The 16,925-nt window shown below is 46.0% G+C and carries 21 protein-coding genes; all 21 read right to left on the bottom strand.

The genetic code is table 11. The features are described from left to right. A partial coding sequence (locus tag ARB69_RS06950) for a GH25 family lysozyme (RefSeq protein ID WP_278312362.1) occupies window positions 1-224 on the bottom strand: 224 nt, incomplete at its 3' end. A 31-nt stretch (window positions 225-255) separates the two neighbouring features. Next, window positions 256-483 (bottom strand): holin, encoded by a 228-nt coding sequence (locus ARB69_RS06945; protein WP_055152232.1) that lies wholly within the window; start codon window positions 481-483, stop codon window positions 256-258. A 2-nt stretch (window positions 484-485) separates the two neighbouring features. Then, a complete protein-coding gene (locus tag ARB69_RS06940; RefSeq protein ID WP_055152230.1) occupies window positions 486-710 on the bottom strand; it encodes a hypothetical protein in 225 nt (74 codons plus the stop codon). A gap of 120 nt (window positions 711-830) precedes the next feature. After that, a complete protein-coding gene (locus tag ARB69_RS06935; protein ID WP_055152228.1) occupies window positions 831-1,214 on the bottom strand; it encodes a hypothetical protein in 384 nt (127 codons plus the stop codon). 417 nt (window positions 1,215-1,631) lie between these two features. Next, entirely contained in the window at window positions 1,632-2,363 is a 732-nt protein-coding gene (locus tag ARB69_RS27135) for a collagen-like protein (RefSeq protein WP_055152226.1), read from the bottom strand. 298 nt (window positions 2,364-2,661) lie between these two features. Further along, on the bottom strand, window positions 2,662-2,922 hold the full coding sequence (locus ARB69_RS27895; protein ID WP_055152215.1) for a collagen-like protein: 261 nt from the start codon (window positions 2,920-2,922) through the stop codon (window positions 2,662-2,664). Between the two features lie 13 nt (window positions 2,923-2,935). Then, window positions 2,936-3,481 (bottom strand): collagen-like protein, encoded by a 546-nt coding sequence (locus ARB69_RS06920; protein WP_055152214.1) that lies wholly within the window; start codon window positions 3,479-3,481, stop codon window positions 2,936-2,938. Beyond that, window positions 3,456-3,695, bottom strand: coding sequence for a hypothetical protein (locus ARB69_RS06915; RefSeq protein ID WP_055152212.1), 240 nt, complete (start codon window positions 3,693-3,695; stop codon window positions 3,456-3,458). Before ARB69_RS06915 ends, ARB69_RS06920 begins: the two co-directional genes overlap by 26 nt. Window positions 3,696-3,788: 93 nt before the next feature. Continuing rightward, a complete protein-coding gene (locus ARB69_RS06910; RefSeq protein WP_055152210.1) occupies window positions 3,789-5,933 on the bottom strand; it encodes a phage tail protein in 2,145 nt (714 codons plus the stop codon). Then, window positions 5,933-6,643 carry a hypothetical protein gene (locus ARB69_RS06905; RefSeq protein WP_055152208.1) on the bottom strand — a complete coding sequence of 237 codons (711 nt, stop codon included), beginning with the start codon at window positions 6,641-6,643 and terminating at the stop codon, window positions 5,933-5,935. Before ARB69_RS06905 ends, ARB69_RS06910 begins: the two co-directional genes overlap by 1 nt. 1 nt (window position 6,644) lies before the next feature. Continuing rightward, window positions 6,645-10,790, bottom strand: coding sequence for a phage tail tape measure protein (locus ARB69_RS06900; protein WP_055152206.1), 4,146 nt, complete (start codon window positions 10,788-10,790; stop codon window positions 6,645-6,647). 58 nt (window positions 10,791-10,848) lie between these two features. Then, complete coding sequence (locus ARB69_RS26645; protein WP_154253309.1) at window positions 10,849-11,019, bottom strand: hypothetical protein; 171 nt, start codon at window positions 11,017-11,019, stop codon at window positions 10,849-10,851. 249 nt (window positions 11,020-11,268) lie between these two features. Beyond that, the gene (locus ARB69_RS06895) at window positions 11,269-11,691 is read right to left on the bottom strand and encodes a hypothetical protein (protein WP_055152204.1); all 423 of its coding nucleotides are present in this window, start codon (window positions 11,689-11,691) and stop codon (window positions 11,269-11,271) included. A gap of 4 nt (window positions 11,692-11,695) precedes the next feature. Continuing rightward, on the bottom strand, window positions 11,696-12,292 hold the full coding sequence (locus ARB69_RS06890) for a major tail protein (RefSeq protein WP_055152202.1): 597 nt from the start codon (window positions 12,290-12,292) through the stop codon (window positions 11,696-11,698). After that, window positions 12,293-12,640, bottom strand: a complete 348-nt coding sequence (locus ARB69_RS06885; RefSeq protein ID WP_055152200.1) for a hypothetical protein — start codon at window positions 12,638-12,640, stop codon at window positions 12,293-12,295. Next, complete coding sequence (locus tag ARB69_RS06880; protein ID WP_055152198.1) at window positions 12,637-13,062, bottom strand: HK97-gp10 family putative phage morphogenesis protein; 426 nt, start codon at window positions 13,060-13,062, stop codon at window positions 12,637-12,639. The genes ARB69_RS06885 and ARB69_RS06880 overlap by 4 nt, the downstream gene beginning before the upstream one ends. Then, window positions 13,049-13,369 (bottom strand): hypothetical protein, encoded by a 321-nt coding sequence (locus ARB69_RS06875; protein WP_055152196.1) that lies wholly within the window; start codon window positions 13,367-13,369, stop codon window positions 13,049-13,051. The genes ARB69_RS06880 and ARB69_RS06875 overlap by 14 nt, the downstream gene beginning before the upstream one ends. Then, the gene (locus tag ARB69_RS06870) at window positions 13,356-13,640 is read right to left on the bottom strand and encodes a hypothetical protein (RefSeq protein WP_055152194.1); all 285 of its coding nucleotides are present in this window, start codon (window positions 13,638-13,640) and stop codon (window positions 13,356-13,358) included. Before ARB69_RS06870 ends, ARB69_RS06875 begins: the two co-directional genes overlap by 14 nt. Before the next feature lie 160 nt (window positions 13,641-13,800). Continuing rightward, a complete protein-coding gene (locus tag ARB69_RS06865) occupies window positions 13,801-14,967 on the bottom strand; it encodes a phage major capsid protein (protein WP_055152192.1) in 1,167 nt (388 codons plus the stop codon). Window positions 14,968-14,991: 24 nt separating this feature from the next. Next, on the bottom strand, window positions 14,992-15,663 hold the full coding sequence (locus ARB69_RS06860; RefSeq protein WP_055152190.1) for a head maturation protease, ClpP-related: 672 nt from the start codon (window positions 15,661-15,663) through the stop codon (window positions 14,992-14,994). Continuing rightward, entirely contained in the window at window positions 15,638-16,921 is a 1,284-nt protein-coding gene (locus ARB69_RS06855; protein ID WP_055152188.1) for a phage portal protein, read from the bottom strand. The genes ARB69_RS06860 and ARB69_RS06855 overlap by 26 nt, the downstream gene beginning before the upstream one ends. Window positions 16,922-16,925 lie beyond the last annotated feature (4 nt).

Here is a 16,925-nt window from a genome sequence, read left to right as displayed (position 1 = left end):
TCTGCCTGGGCCATGCTGGTTGCATAGCTATAGATATATGTCCCGAATGGGATCCCCAAGCGGGTACACTCATCTGCGTTCCGTTTCCATTGCTTGTCGTCCTGGCTGGCGATATTGTCACCATACCCGCAGCGGATGATTACGCCCTCCACTCCCGTGCTCTTTACCTGATCCCAGTTAATGTTCCCCTGATGCTCACTTACGTCAATAATTAATCTATTCATATTCGATCTCCTTCTGTTAAAAAGAGGACGCTTATTCTGCATCCCCTGAATCTGTGTTATTGAGTTCCGGCAGGCCGGCCAGAGAAGTCAGTACCGACGCTACACCGGCCAGTGCTGCTGTCCCGATTACTGTCAACCAATCCACCTGCGCGATAGTTGCAGCCGCAGGAAGCAGCGCCACCGCCGTCTGTGCAGCTGTTTTTAATGCTCTGATTCCCGCTTTCTTCGCCCACCCAATCCAATACTCTCTGTTTTTCATGATTATTCCTCTCTTTCCGCATAAAGCTCGTCCAGCCGGTGGTGTGCCGACTTTGTAGACTGCTCAACGATTATCATACGTTCCACTAGGTTATTGTGTTTTTTAACTTTTTCTTCCAACTGCTCAATCCGGTATGTAGACAGCTTGTTCGCCGTCATAATACCGGCCAGGCTGCCGACCAGCGTCCCGATCAGTGAGCAGATGGCTACTGCAATCTCTGGTTCCATCAAGCCCACTCCCCTACTGTTCTGTTTTCATTCCTGCCTCTACCGCAGCTCTCCAGAGCGTCGGTACCTCTTCTACTGTGATTAATCCTTTTTCAATTCGAGTCAAATAAAATTTAACCATTACTGTATACCTCCTTCTACAATCGTGCTCACCACATCCCCTAAATCGGTTATGGCCCCGTCCTGTACTTCTTGCCCGGCCCGCAGTTCTTCAATTGCCAGTTCCACCTCTGTCTTTTCGCGGATCGCAAACGTGGCCTCCACTCTGTCTCCCACGATGTCCACAGTCCGGAACAACGGACTCTCCAGCTTCATATCGGCATACTCTCCAGTAATTGTATCGCCTGTCTTAAACTTGACGCTATCCATGTTTCCCGGAGCTGTCAACGCTGTTGCAATAACCCCCAACGCCGTAAAATCTGTTGCGGTTGCCGTAATAGCTCCCAGGCTGGCTCCTGCCTTAATCTCAATCTCGGTGTTGTCTGTCAAAATAATTTTTTCCATTCTTTATTCCTTTCTGCCGGATACGCCTCCGGACGGGCAATAAAATAGGACTGCATTTGCAAGTCCTGGTTAAAAAGTTCCATATTTAATTGTTCAACTAAATAGCAATTTGAACGGAAGTACTACAATCCTGAATAAAAACTACCTTAATGTTAATGCGGCTGTAAAAGCTGGAGTTAAATATCTAAGGTGTAGCACAGTACCGAATGCAGCAATGAATGCGGGCACAAGCTATAGTGTCGGTACTCTCCCAGAAAATATGAGGCCTACATATAAAATCTCTCAGGAAATTCTATGTGGAGGGGGCAATATAATCCGTCTTGATATTACAACTGATGGTGCTTTTACGGTTGTTCCGTCACAAGCAATTCCCATCACGACTGGGATCAACATCAATTTTGCTTTTATATAAAATAATTATTTTGATCGGGCCACGAAAGTCTCATTAATATTTACGCCGACCCCCGTTGCGGCTGCTGTTGTGGCTGCGTATGTCACTTTGCCGTCTACATCGATGGATACCCGGAATAACCGATCTGCGGTGCCAGCGCCGAGTACATATTTAATGACTTTGTACGGCGGCCGGTATGCTTCTGGCAGAGTGCCTACCGCCAATTCTGCATTTGCAGGCACATCTTTTACAATCAGGCCACTACAATGCAACTGTACTGTCCGGCCGCTTACGATTACATTAGTAGTTGGATAGTATGTGGATACCGTCAGATCAAAATTCGCAGCGTTCAAATTGCTATTTAGTTCATCAATTCCGGACTGCAGTGTCTTCCCCATCCTTCCATCCAGGACGGTATTTGCTGCCGTGGTTGTTGCATTATTAACGACTGCACAGAATGCAGCCGTCCCCAAGTCCGCAAACCACTTTTTGATCTTTCCGAATATCGTGGAGCCTGTATCCCCGCTTTCTATGTTAGCCCGGGTGGACGCCTGTGTAAATGTAGCTATGGAAGTATTGATATTTCCAGCGGGCCCCTGCGGCCCCGTTGCTCCTGTATCGCCTTTTGGACCTTGGGCCCCAGTTGCTCCTTTTGCCCCTTCTGGTCCCTGCGGACCGGTATCCCCCTTGGGCCCCTGTGCACCAGTATCCCCCTTCGGACCCTTGACGCTACCTAAATCAACCGTTGATGTTGCCATTTCAATACCTCCTATTCATATGTGGCTATCAGATGCCCGCTTGCATTAATAGAAAACGTCGGAACAGCACCAGTATCCCCTTTTGGTCCCTGCGCTCCCGTGTCACCTTTAGGGCCTTGTGCGCCAGTAGCACCTTTTGCTCCGGTTGCCCCCGTATCACCTTTCAATCCCTGCGGCCCCTGAGGTCCTGTAGCACCGGTATCACCTTTTATGCCCTGCGCCCCTGTGGCTCCTTTTATATTTCCTGTTTTAGCCCAGCTTCCCGTGGATTTACTGTAAACATCGAAGTTCGCAGTGTTTAAAAAAAGTCGCCCGTCTTCCCCTGCGTAGTTGGAGCCGTTGTTCCAAAAAGCCAGGTTGCCCCGTCAGCTCCCTTAGCTCCCGCAGCTCCCTGTGGTCCAGTGGCACCAGTAGCGCCCTTTGCGCCAGCGGGTCCCTGTGGCCCCGTTGCTCCCGTATCGCCTTTTGGACCTTGTGGCCCCATTGCCCCTGTTGCGCCTGTTTCTCCCTTCGGGCCCTGCGGGCCTATAACACTGCCTAAATCTAATGTTTGTGCCATAATCATTTCCTCCTTATGATAAAGTGTAAACCAGCCGTCCATCCTGTATTGAAAATGGCGGCGCCGGTTCATTGTCATTGTGAACTAACAGCAAATGCCCTTCTGAGTTAACGGACATTGCGAAGCATCCAGGGTTGAGACTTGTAATAACAGCTGCCCCTTCGTTTCCTTGCGGGCCAACCGGCCCCTGAGGTCCTTGCGCCCCAGTATCTCCCTTTTCCCCCTGTGGACCGGTATCTCCTTTAATCCCCTGTATTCCCTGTGGACCACGCGGCCCTATAAAGTCCCCATTATCCAATTTAGATTGGACAGTACCGGCTACCTCCGAAGCTGTTTTGGCCGCAGAATCAGCAAGAGCTGCCTTCGCATTCGCATTTTGAGCAGCTGTATCGGCCACGGCTTTAGCCGCTTTTGCCTGCGCTGCAGACTCTGCCGCCGATGTTGCGGCATTCGTGGATTCGGTATTTACTTTATTTGCTAAGGAGACCATGCTTCCACGCACCTCTTCGCCATATACGGCCTCTTGAAAATTCTTAATCTCCTTGCTTATATCCGCCATCTAATTCACCTGCCTTTTCCCATTCTGCCCGGTCTTGAGCATACTCCTGTTTCGCCACTTGGCTCACACCGGCCAGATACTCTCCGAGGAGCATTTCCAACAAAAAAGGCGGCAGCTGAGATTCAGCCACTACCCTATTCAGATTTGTTTTAAATTCATCAATTCTTACTGTCACTGGTTTTGGCTTCTTCTGTTCCTGATTCTCTTTCTGCATACAACGCTCCTTTCATATCTACAGTGGTCACCTCTGCGTCCTGTGCTATTTTAGGTTTTTCACCCTCTATTATTTTTAGCTCCATGTATTCTCCTATCTTGGTGCAGATGTAATGATTCCATTGCTCACTGTTATTCTGCTGTAGCTCCAGCCGATACCACCATCGCCATTGTCATGTATTTCGGTTATAATTGGGATCTCCCCTGACCAGCCTAAGTACCCGCCGGCCTGAAGGCTTTCTACTTTCACATTTCTGAGTGTCCAGTTATGCATGTCTATGTCGCATCCGGCATGGAGTCCCTGCCTGGAAAAAATACTATTCGCCCGTGAGAACGTCCACATGGTTGTATATTCACTATCATTTGGAGTTTCCAAATAGGCAAATGCCATATACTTTCCTTGGTAATCAAGATCAAAGACCAGGCCCTTGTGAGCAGGATTTTGTTTCCACTGGTTTGTCCCTATTTTCCCGACATAGTATCCGTCTCGCCAGAAATGATTCCCGTTTTGGTCGAATGCCGATCTTTTCTTGCTGTCAGTAACTCCATTGTCATATATGGCTATTTCCCCGGGATTGATCTGGACGTATTTACTATTACCATTAAATCCATACAGGAAGAAGTTGTAATACTGCTGCATGTATGTTCCGAACTCTCCCTTAGATACCTTGGTCTGCACTAAATCGGATGTAACCTTTATGGATGCCGCAAGCTCAACTTCTTGTCCAGTAGCCCGCTTGACTTCTGCAGAAATGAGGTTTTCTGCGACTTTAAATTTAGCAGTAATTTCAGCGGTAACTCCCGCCTTATATTCCACCGACAAAGCCTCCGCCTGTACAGATCCGGCTTTTATACGTTCCCCTATAATAGTTCCGTCTAATGTCATGCCTACTGTATACGGACCGTTAAAACCGTTATGCGATCCTCCAATGCCATACTTGTTGAACTGGAGCACATTTTGGGCATGTTCTTTATCTGGTGCATCCATGATTAAGGTACGGAGCCAGTGTTTCTCATCATCATATTCTTCGATTTTATAACCGCCTTCACTTCCTGTCATCATCTGCGTCAGGTTATCCACAGCTGACTTCATCCAGTCTGTTGTAATACGTCGGTTTTCTTCTTCCTCTGCATTGATCTGCTTTTGTGTATCCGCTTCATGCTTGGTATACGTTTTTATCTGCTTATTTCCAAGCTGCAGCTTATTCTTCGAAGGCTCATGCAGAAAAATTCTCATTGACTGGACAGGAAAAACACGATCCATCCCATATGGTTCTGCATAAGCATGGATCCTGTCTCCCAGTCTAAAATCTTCATATTCTTCCGGATCTAGCATTGACAAGTCTAGTGCCCGAATATCTAACACCATAGCTTCATACTGGTTATCCCTTAGCCATACTTCTCCCTTTTCCTTTAAATTTTCAGGAAGTGTCACGTCTTTCCATTTCACAACTTTCCTATTCCACCCGAAACGCTCTACTGCTCCAGGAATGTATAGATAATCCTTTCCATTGTTTACGGAGGTAATATCAGTATAACCTTCAAGCCCTTCAATTGGGCTCTCATCAAGCCTTGCTCCCAAGGGTATTATAGCTGTGGCGACATCTGCAGCTGAAAGGTTCTCGGCATAATCAAGCAGGTTTTCCCCAAATTCTATCGGTTGACTGCTGTATTTCCCATATTCTTCCAGTGAAATCCAGTCAAGGTAACGCTTTCCTTCTGACTTCCTTATTCGCAAATATCCGCCCAATTTTTTAACCAGCTTCTCCCTTATGGCATCCAATGTACTTTCACGGTCTGTGAACCTGTATATGCTGTCATTGCTGTCATGTATTGTCACAATCCCCGTATAAAACTTTTTCCGTTCTTCCACTTGGGTATTGTGGATATTTAACCAAGTATCCAGCATCTGGCGTGGTGACAAATCATGGTACACTGCCTGCGGCTGAATTGAACTGGAGAGGAAAGCAAGTTCTCCAACAACAAAGCATTCTTCCAGACTATCAGCATCCTTTTCACATTCAATCACCTCGCCGTTAAAGATCTCTTCGCCGTCCTTTAGTACCTGTACCATGCTCTTCTTGTTCAGGATACTTCCATATTCAGGGTTTGATGGAGGAAGCAGAAACTCAAAAGATCCTGCATCATTTAATGCAAGATCTAGTTTCGGCTCCAATATGACGCATTCTTCATCTCCCGGGTAATCTAATATTCTCCCATCAAGGTACACCTCATACATTATAAACTGCCTCCTCGGTATTCAATTATCACTATACCTGTTCCCTTAAAGACCAATAGGATTTCATCTGTTCCGCCGATTTTGATTTGAGGGAACCTGTTCCTACCTGTGCCAAGGGCATATTCTTTTCCTCGGTACACCACTTTTAGACCTGCTGACTGAGATACTATAAAAACAGGTACAGTTAGCATATCCCCTTTTGGTATCCTGATGCTGTTGTCAGTGGAAGTTATAACTTTCTCACCTATATACCTTATTACCCCGGTCTGAAAATTGAATATGTCAAATATCCAAGGCTCTTGTGATCCCAGAATCTCATATTTATAAGGCTCAGTGTGTATCTCCATCTTAAATGTACCTATCCTGGCTACTTTTTCAGCATCATCTGGTATATATGCACGCCCCTTATAGAAGAATCCTGCATCATCATCAAATATAATTTGAACCTGTTTTCCGTGGTATGTATTCAGAAATCTTGTAAAAAAACTTCTCCATTCGCGCTTTTGCTTCAATCCCCCAAGCTCCAAATTAATCTCCCTGTTCTTATAGCTTACGGGACCGTTCATTTCCGTTAAATCTAAATCTTTTCCGCCATGAACAGAAATAAATGTATCATTGACTTCCGGCGGGCTTATTATATCATTGTTTTCAATGTGCAGCCCCCAGTCGCGCAGAAGATGCCTGCCGTTAAGCGTTGCGCTCAGTTCCATATCATCTCACCTTCTCTCTGTTCAATGCCCGCATCATGCCCGAGTTTGCGGTTTCCATGACTTCCTCTCTAAAAGCCCTCCTGCTTGGATACATGTAAGTCTGTTTATTCACAAAATCCTGCAGATATGGAAGATATTCCTGCAACAACCCGATAATGTCTGAATCGCTTCCTGTCCAACCACTGAAATGCGTCTTTCCAGCCTCAGGAATCTCCATGCTCCTGCGTATTGTTTCATTTACCTGCCCCATCTTTTTCTCATATCCAATACCAAAGCCTTCGGCTGTATAGCTCCCAATTTCCTCAAATACCTTGGAGGGGGAACGGACATCCAGCCTAGACCGGGCCTCCGATACTGCATTCGCGCACATCTGGGCTACTGCATTAATCACATATGATTCACCAGCAGATATACCATCTGACAGCCCCATCGATACATTCCAGCCTTCATTGTACAGCGTCCATCTATCAAGGCCCGTGTCCTGCGCAGTTCTAGAAATGTTGTCTACTTCTCTCCGTACGTCGATATCGCCTGATCTTATGCCTGATGACAATCCTGTGGTAACCTGCCTGCCGACCGGGCTGAAATTATTAGCATCCAGCTTGTATCGTGCAGTTGAGTTTGCTTCAGTTCCAAGCATGTTAACGCTATTCAATACTCCCGGTTTTCCGTAATTAACACCTTCCTGAATCCCGGACGGAACCTGTCTTCCGACTTGTGAAAAGTTCGCTGAATTCAATACAGCCTGTGCCGTTGTAACGGTTTGCTGCGTCATTGCCTGCATAGCTGCCATTACTTGGCTTTGCGAGCCGCTGATCCCGCCAGTGAGCCCTGAAACCACATCTTGTCCTATTCTGACAAATACCTGTGATGGAGAATGGCTTTCCAGCGAATCTTTTGCACCCGTAGTCAGCGTATCACCTACAGACTTTCCAGCTGTTTTTGTCTGCTCAAGGTTCTGCCCTATTCCCTGCACCAGCCCCTGAACCGAATCTGCGCCCAGCTGAGTCATAGCCGCGTTTACCTGTTCTTGTCCTCCATTCAGCGCAACAGTATACTCCTCAATCATTCCTTGCACACTGGCGTTTACGCCTTCTTTCATATCAAGCGACTGAGACCACATGTCGTTCGCCTGCTGCAGCTGCTCATCCGTCATATCAGCAAATGCCTGCACATAAGTTGACCCTTGAGGCCCCATCTCTGCCAGCTTTTCCAGAATCCCTTGGTTCACGCCTCTGTCTGCAAGCATAGCCATATTATCAGCCCAGTTCGTTACACCCTCAATCTGCCCCTGCATGTTGGCCAGGAGTTGTTCACTGGATATTTCTGTCCCTGCATTGAACTCATCAAACATATTCATCTGGCTCTCAAGGACTTCTGAAACCTTTTCCTGCATCCCGGTATAAGTCTCAGTTATCGTCTGGGCTGCTATGCTGTTTGCGTCCGCTGCCGCTGACATCATCTGGCTATTCCGATCCGCTGCAGCCGTATTCTCATCCGTCTTCCCTGTTATCAGGTCTAATTTTATCCCATGTTCTTCCAGGTAAGCTTGAGTTGCTTCCAATTCAGCCTGGATATCCTGCTGTTTCTGCTTATTGTTATCTACGGCTTCGCTGTTTTCATCTTGTGCCTCTGACAATTCTTTGAAACTTCGGTAATAATCCATATTACCTGTTGTCAGCCCATTCATAAGGGAACTAATCTCCGTCATTGAGGAGATTTCTTTTTCATTATTCTCCCCTCTGATCTCAGCTTTCTCGTCTTCGAGCTTAATGGCTTCGATCTCAAGCTCGGAACGTTTCTTTAAGAGCTCTATGGCGTATTCCTGGGCCGCCTGCATTTCAATTTCTTCCTGCTTTTTCTCCAGGTATTCTTCAAGGGCCTCGCTAGTCATATTCAGTTTGCCTGCCTGCTCATCATAGGATAGGTTCAGCTCCGGCATTAACTGGTTCAGCTCTGCGATATATCCCCTCAGCACTTCCGTCTCCGCGCTGTTCAGGTTTGTTTTCCCGGACAAGTCCTCAATCTTTTCTGCAAGCCGGCCGGCATACTCGCCCTGTGCTTTCATCTCGGCTGTGCTGTCCGCGTAAGATGTAACAAGCTCTTCCGCCGAATCTGATACCGCATTTGCGGAATCGCAAAGCCTTTGGTTCTGTTCGGATAGTCTTTTTACTTCATCTGTTGCTTCGCCTGCGGTTTTAGCATATATTGCTAAGGCTGTCCCTGCGGCAACAACCGCTGTCGCCACTAGGATTATTGGATTTGCTTCGCAAACCGCATTAAAAATTGCCTGGGCTACAGATGCCCCTTCCGTGGTGGCAGTATATATTCCCTGTGCAGCTGTCGCAGTCTTTGTAGCCGCCTCGTATAAACCTACGGCTGTGGTTGCTGTCTTAAATGCGGCCACTCCAGCTCCTACACCGCCTAAGAGTGGGAGAAGCGTATCCATATTGTCTATTACGAGATCTAGTCCCTCTTCCATCAATGGCAGCGCCTCCTCAACAATAGGTGTTGCCACTTCGGTCTGAAACTTCTTCCCCAGCTGCTGGAATCGTGCTTCCAATGTATCATATTTCACATTATTGATCTCTTCCATTGTTCCTTTTACGTCATCATAAGCATGATTCGTCTTATTCAATGAAGTGATCACTTTCATTGCATTATCTTCGCCCAAGGCACTCCATGTCGTGCTCGCAATGGTCAGTGCCTGCTGCTTATTCTCCGTCTTATCTAAATCATTAATGACAGAATAAAATACATCTTTCGCTGTCGCCTTCCCTGTTTTAAATTGATAGAAAAGAGTTTTTGTCCCTTCGGAAAAAGAATCAATATTTTCTTCAATCCTTCCATCCGCTAGGGATATACTGAATTCCTTTACGAAATCGTTAACCTTGTCTAGGTTATGAGCACCTGACTGCAAGCCGTTATCCACAATAGCAAACATTTCCTTTGCTGAAAATCCTGCCTGGCTCCATAATTGGCTGTATTCCGTAATGTTGTCAGCAAGCTCACCGGATTTGTTCAGCCCATTCTGCGCTCCCTTAGCCATCAGGTCAAAGGCTTCCTCTGATGTCAGCCCCATGTTCTCCACCAAAGCATCGACACCCCGGATAGTCTCGCTTAAGTCCATGTCGAAGACATCCCTCATGGCAATTCCATTCTCTGTCATTTCCTGTAGCTTTCCTGGATCAAGCTCACCCGTATATTGTTTTACCAACGCCATAGACCTTGCAACATCATTGATGTCATCCCCGAAATTATTGCTATGGATGTCATTCATGACAGTTTTATACCGCTGCATCTCCGCTGTTGTCGCGCCCGTGCTGGCTTGGAATTGATGCTGAGCATTTTCCAAGTCCTTTATGGAAGCTGCCGCTCCACTTACAGCATCCTTTACAAGATTTACCACAGTATTGCCAAGGTTTGTCTTAACGATAGTCCCAAAATCAATCGTTATTTCTTCGGCTTTTTTTATTTCTTTGCCGAACGCATCAATGGAAGTTGCGCATTTATCCGTAGACTGCTCTGCTTCCCTCTTATACGCAGCATTTTTGTTCACTGCAGTCGTTGCCCTTATAACCTGCGCTTCTGCAGTATTTAGTTTTGCCTCCCAGTCCTTCACGCGGTTTCCTGCAGACTGGTAATTCTGTTCCCCTTTTGATATGGCATCACTAACATCCTTAAGGGCTGCTTCTTCCTTCTTAAGTTCATCTGACAGGGATTTTACCGTAGCTTCCTGCTGCTTAATTTCGCCCTTTGAAGCCTCGCCAGATTTCTTCATTTCATCCAGCTTCTTAGTCGCACCGGCATAAGCCTCTTTCAGCTCTTCTGTCCTTTGCGCATGTTCCTGCTGTTCCTTCGTAAGCACATCCAGGCCGACGCCTACTTTTTCATAGCTCTGTTTAGCATGGTCAAGTCCTGCCCGGACCGCTTCTTCCTTATTCTTCTGCTCTTCCAAAACTTTTATCAGGACTTCATGCTTCTTACTTAGGGATTGCAGAGAGTTTTCCTGGCCTTCACACTGTGCCTTGACAAGCCCCATTTCCGACTTTAGGGAAGAGAGTGATTTATTGCATGATGTGACGTTCTGCTTAAATTCCTTTTCTCCGTCCAGTGCTATGATTGCCCCTATCTTTTTTGCTGCCATATCTTTTCACCTTCTTTTTATGCAACAAAAAACCACCTACCTAAGAGTAAGTGGTTTTTTATTTTCTTCTTTTAATTGTGATAATTGGGATATGCCTGGCCTTCTTATATACCGCCCACACTATCATTACAATCGCTACGATGATTGCAATTTCTGGGATCATTATGATAGACACTAAAACCAACACCCAGAATACAAGCTTCAATATTAACTTTGTACGGCTACTCACAATGCATCCCTCCTTTACCTGTATTATACACTATGCAGTCCTACAAGTCCAGCAGGGAAGTCTTTGTTTGCTCACGAAATAGGCCTTTTCCTACCCGCATATTGTGCAGCCATTTGAAATGGTAGAATATCTCTTCCCATTTTCCGAGGTACATCCGAGACACCTCTTGTTCCGAATACCCTGCCTGCATCCCGATGAATACATACCACGCAAAATCCAGCGCCTGCTCTTCGATATCTAGGGATCCGCCTATGTCTGATTCTGCGTGGCTACTGCGTTTTTTAAATTGAAGCACCTGTAAAACTCGTCATGTAACTTATTTGCCAGATCAATCAATGGGACATCTACTTCTCGTACAATTTCAGCCCGGATAATCGCCCTCGGCTTTCTTTTCTCCTGATCGGCTGCAATAGCTTCCCCTTCAGATGCCATCCATACAAGCGCATCATTCACAGCCTTCACGCTTGGAAACTTCCCATGAAGGATCGGCTTACCGTCAGCATCCTTTTGCGTGTTGCCCTCATCATCCACCTCAGGCTCCCATGTGATAAGCCCCTCTTCGAACTTCCCTATGCTCCCATATGCATCCTGTATCTTTTCGAGTACCAGGAGGTCACACTTGATAGGATACCTTTTTCCTGACAACTCAATATAATTCAGTTCATCGAACATAATATTATGCCTCCTCTGCTCCCTGCTGTGCCGGTGCAGGCGGTTCAGTCATGCCAGCCTTTTCATCAAGCCATTTCTGAGCATCTTCCTCAGTATCAAAGATTTTTCTTTCACGCCATTCATTTTTTGCATTTCCCATTGCCTGCCCCGTGATGCTTGGCGTCTGATACTCAATGCTGTCGCCCTTGGTTTTGTAGCCTTCCTCGCCTTCCGTAAATTTAGACTTATGGATCCACATGGCGACATATTTCTTTACGCCATCCACTTTCTCAGATACATATATCCCAAACCCAACATAGTTGGACTCATCCGTTGTTTTGTCCGTAATCCCTTCGTTCGGGTTATCCGCTACCGTATGCCCAAACATCGTACTATGTGCCTGTATGGGCAGTGTGGTTGTGTTTAGCGTGATGTCCGCATATTTGAATTCCTTGTCATATTCTGCTTTCCCATTATCCCCATACAGCGAACCCTCTGCATACTGCGGGCTGATTGTTACTTCAATCGCTTTCCCACATGTGAACCCTTCCGAATATGTTGCACTCCCTGAACGCTCCGTTAATTTTGCTACTGTCGGTTTTGCCAATCCTACAAATGCCATTTATTCGTCCTCCAATCTTTCTGTTTCCGTTTCACACTCAAATATAATGTGCCGTATTTTCGTGTCGTCTTCTGTTAATACTGTTACTTCCGGATACGTGAACCCATGCTTGAACAGTGCCCTTCGTATCCTGCTTTTTTCCGCTATGAAATTTTCTGATGCCGGAAGGAAGAAATGGATTTGTACACTCACTGTTTCTTCATCCGGCTCATTATCAGAGTAAATTGCTACTCTTTCATCCACATAATTATAAGTAAAATACCTGTCTTCCTTCCCCTTATAAATGTCTGGTGCATAAGGATAGCCAAAAACCTTGATCGCTTCTATGATCTTCTGAAATGGCGTCATACTCCTGCCTCCCTATCGAACACTTCTTGCATCTTACTGATTACTGCACTTTCTGCCTCACGTACTGCTGAAGTCAGCACCGGACGCGCAGGCTCTCTTGATGTGCCAAATTCCAACCATGCCAGTTTATCCATATTCCTGACTGGCACCTTTCGCTTCCCTTTTATCTTGTGCGTTCTGCCCGTGGATTTCCCGGTAGACCTTACACACAGGTAATATCCATCCTTGCTTCTTGACGCACCAGTGCTTTTGATGGATCTATACATATCCCCGGTTTCCTGGTGTGGACGTATTTTTGCTTTTACCGCCTCCTCCAGGATGGGGCCGGCTTCTTTCAGCATCATAGGGGCAATTCTTTCAATATCCAAGGTTTCAAGCTCTTTCATAAGACTGTCAAACCCTTCTATTTCAAACTGTGCCATTCTGCCTCCTTTCACAGGAGAGAATAATCTTCATAGATTTATCCTTCCTGAAAGTCCGTTTTACCTCCAGAATATCACCCGTTGATTCATCGATCAAATGGTCTTCTCCCGCGTAATTACAGGCCATGATCTCCACATTTTGATTCACGGCGTATCCCTTCTGAGATGCTAATATTTCATCGTCCCTTGTCACATCTGTAAAGTTTGCCGGAATTCCTCTCTCATACAGACTTTCCAGTGCGGTAAATCCGTCATTGTCTTGTGCCCCGTCCCTGCTTCTGGGAAGAGATATGCTATTGTTCCACAATTTTATCCCCCTCCAATGTTAACCGGAATACTTTCTTCCGGTACAGGTCCAGATATTTCTCTGTATCAGTTCTGTCAATTCCCAGGTACGCGCTGACATAGAGCGTAATCGCCGTCAATACAGCGGCATCCTCTTCCGATTCTGCAATAGTTTTTGAAACACCGGAAGAAATCATATCCTGTATGCAGTCTTTAATATACATTTCAATATCGTTATCATAAATTTTTACATTTTCGGAAATTCCGCATCGTTTTTTTATGAGGTTTATCATGTGGTTCCTCCCTGCTGATCCAGAAATTCTTCTATAATCTCCTTTTTGACAGTCTTTTTTATGCTATAGCCAAGTTCTTCCGCCAGTGCCCTGATCTGTGATATGGTCATGTTTTCAAGTTCACTGGCGGTATAACTGCTGTCATGACGGCTATAGCTGTCTATTCCCCCACTACCGCTGCGTCATCGATCGTAACAACTCCGTTCACGAATGCAGCATCATCTTTTACCTTGCAGTCTTCGCGTTCAATGGCACGGAACAATGTCAGGTCCTCCTCAAATGCATTAAGTTCACCGGCCTGTGCCAGGTTAGATGCCACGATGGTCAAAAGTTTTCTGTCGAAGAATTTAATCCCTTCCTTCAGATCTCCGATGACGAATGGAATTTTTCGTTTCCCCGCTGTAGCCGTATCTGACGGGAAATCATTGTTCGTAATTACTTCAACCGGTACGATCGTTGCGCCGGCGCATAGCCTCATCTGCATCGGATCTGCCGGGTTCGGCTGAAGGAGGTATTTTCCTTCCGAATCTTTCAATGTATCCAGATACTGCAGCCCATCGTCGTTCGTTACGATTTTCGATGTAGACTTGAACGCCGCGCCGAGCGTTACATTCAATGCTTTTTTAATGTCATCCAGTCCAGTCAATTCTGTCTTTGCCTTTGTATTGATTATTGTCCGAATAATATTGTTCCTTGTTACCCTGGACTCATCTCCTATCCATGCAATCAACACAGAGGTAATCGCGGCGTCAGAATCGTCAAGCAATTCATTCGTGACCGGAAAATACCCTGCATATTTCGCAATCTCGTAATCCAGTCTTTCGAACTGCGGGGTATCTTTCTTCCCAATCTTACCGCCTTCCCCTACTTTGATGAATCCTGTCTGCTGGGAGCGCTTCTTAAATGTTCTGGAACCCTTGTTTGTTGTGACTGACTCAACATCAACTAAATTAATCAGGGATGCCCTCGCTTCCCTCCTTTCATTCACTTTTGTCTGGATGTCTTCCGGAACTGTATATCCACCATCGGCAGGGGTTCCTTCATTCATATTATTGGTTACCATAAATCCATTCCTGGCGGCATCTGCAAAATCCTTTATGGAATCTACTGTTTTCACTGGCTTTGCAGTCCCCGTCGCTGCCTTCTGCTGCATTCCCCCGTATTTTTCATCATCAAGATCTTTCAGCAGGTCAAATTTATTCTGGAGCTTCTTTAAGTCTTCCTTGGCCTCCATTGCCTCATCAAGTTTCCCTTCACTTGTAAGGCTTCTCACTTTGTTTTTCTGTGTGTTAATGGAATCCAGTAGTTCTAATAATTCTTTATTCATAATTCTCTCCTTCCAAAAAGCAATTCAGACACCATACATGTCCAGATCGCATATCAATTCATTCTTCAGTTTTTCATTTTCATCTGTTTCCGCTTTTTCCTGCAGGACTCTCTGCTTTATCTCTTCCGTCAATCTGAGTCCGGAATAAGAATTCGTTATCTGTATGTCAGCCCCTAATATCTCATCGGCAAATCCCATCTCAACCGCCTGGTTGGCAGTCAGCCAAGTTTCACGGTCCATAATTTCCAGGATCTCGTTAACCGACTTTCCTGACTTTTCGGAATATGACTGCGCCATAGTCGCATTCATCTCCTTCAGGGCATTCGCGTTCTTCTCGTAAAGATGGTAATCACCACTCATCCTTCCACTCATTGACACATTATGGATCATAATCATTGCTACAGGGCTGATCAGTACTTGGGCTGCCCCCATTGCCGCAACTCCAGCCGCGCTTCCAGCCAGGCTGTCTATTTCAGCAACAGAGTTTTTACTTTTCCTGAGCAGCGTGTAGATTTCCTGCCCTGCGAAAACATCACCACCCCCACTGTTTACAGTTACCCTGAGCTCTTCCCCGTCCTCCAGTGCCTCTATGACCTTCTTTATATCATTTGGGCACGTAGATTCCCATTCCAACCAGTCATAAATCCATTTCAGGTCATTGGAGATGATATCACCCCTGATTTCCGCTGTCTTCATTGCTCTCACCACCTTTCTTATACTGCTTTCCTACGTCTGTAATAGGTATGTAATTTCCGTTGACCATCAGGACGTCCCCGCCTTCCTCACAAGGCATGTCTAGGTATCCGCGGGCCTCATTCGGCGTATAAATCCCGTTATTAACAGCTTTTGATAAGTTCTCCATCTGCGTTTTGCTGTCTGTGCGCAGGATTGCCTTTTCATTAAACTTATAGAAATAACCCTCTTTTTGCTGCCTTATGGTCAGCAGTTTTGAATTGATCTCTTCTTCATACATCTTCAGCCGGTATGCCATTGTATCCACTAAAAAAGCCAGCTGCTGCGTCTCACTGTTCGCATAGCTGGACTTTTCATAATTGTTAATTTGGTTTGGCTTTATACCGAATGCGCCTGCAATCTGAAGCGCTGAATATTTTTTCAGTTCAAAGAACTGCGCATCGGTAAGGTTCATTTTCAGCGGGGTAAGCTGCAGTCCCATTGGGACTGGGATTACCTTACCCGCATTCTGAGGGCCAGATAGAGAATCAGCAAACTTTTTCTGTAGCTGTCTGCGTTTTGCTTCATCTAAATCGCCAAGATACTGCATCGCCATGCTTGCAGTTAGTCCTTGTTCATACAATCGGTTCATAAACTTCTGGCTCTCCAGCGCTCCTCCGATTGTATCTTTCAGGATATTGCTTACAGGTTCTCCCATGATTCCATTCAGACTATACCAGGTTTTGAAATGCATCACTTCTGAACTCCTGAATAAATGCTGATCACCGCTCGTTTGATCGCTGTATTGGTAGTACAGTTCGCCCTTCCCTCCAAATACCCCAATGTCATCCATCAGGACAGCCACGTTGCTGCTCTGCATTAGCCATAGATCCAATGTTTTATATTCCCCTCCGTATTTCCCTGGTTCAAATTGGCGGCGGGCCCACACGTAGCTGTTCCCATAATGCTGACAGTTCATTTCTACCGATCCCCATAGTGTTGTCGGGGTCATGATGGGGTTTGGCCTTACTGTCAGCAGACGTGTCATTTCGTCCGGATCAGCACGTATCCGTCCACGCGCTGTATTCTGGTAGTATTTCAGCGGAAGTTTTCCGATTGTTTCGCTCAGCATCTTCAGACAGGTATAATAAGTCACCTCGCTTACCAGCTTTTTACTTGTGCCCGATATACCAAGCCATTCCAACAGCTCCTCACTATTTAAATCCACGCCGGTCCCGGTCAATGCGCTCCAGGCGTTTCTGATTCTGTTCCAAATATTCATATTT

Origin of the sequence: Faecalicatena contorta (assembly GCF_001404335.1) — a bacterium.
GTDB lineage: Bacteria > Bacillota > Clostridia > Lachnospirales > Lachnospiraceae > Faecalicatena > Faecalicatena contortus_B.
Note: the sequence above shows the minus strand (reverse complement) of the source record. Positions and strands in the feature narration are given on the sequence as shown.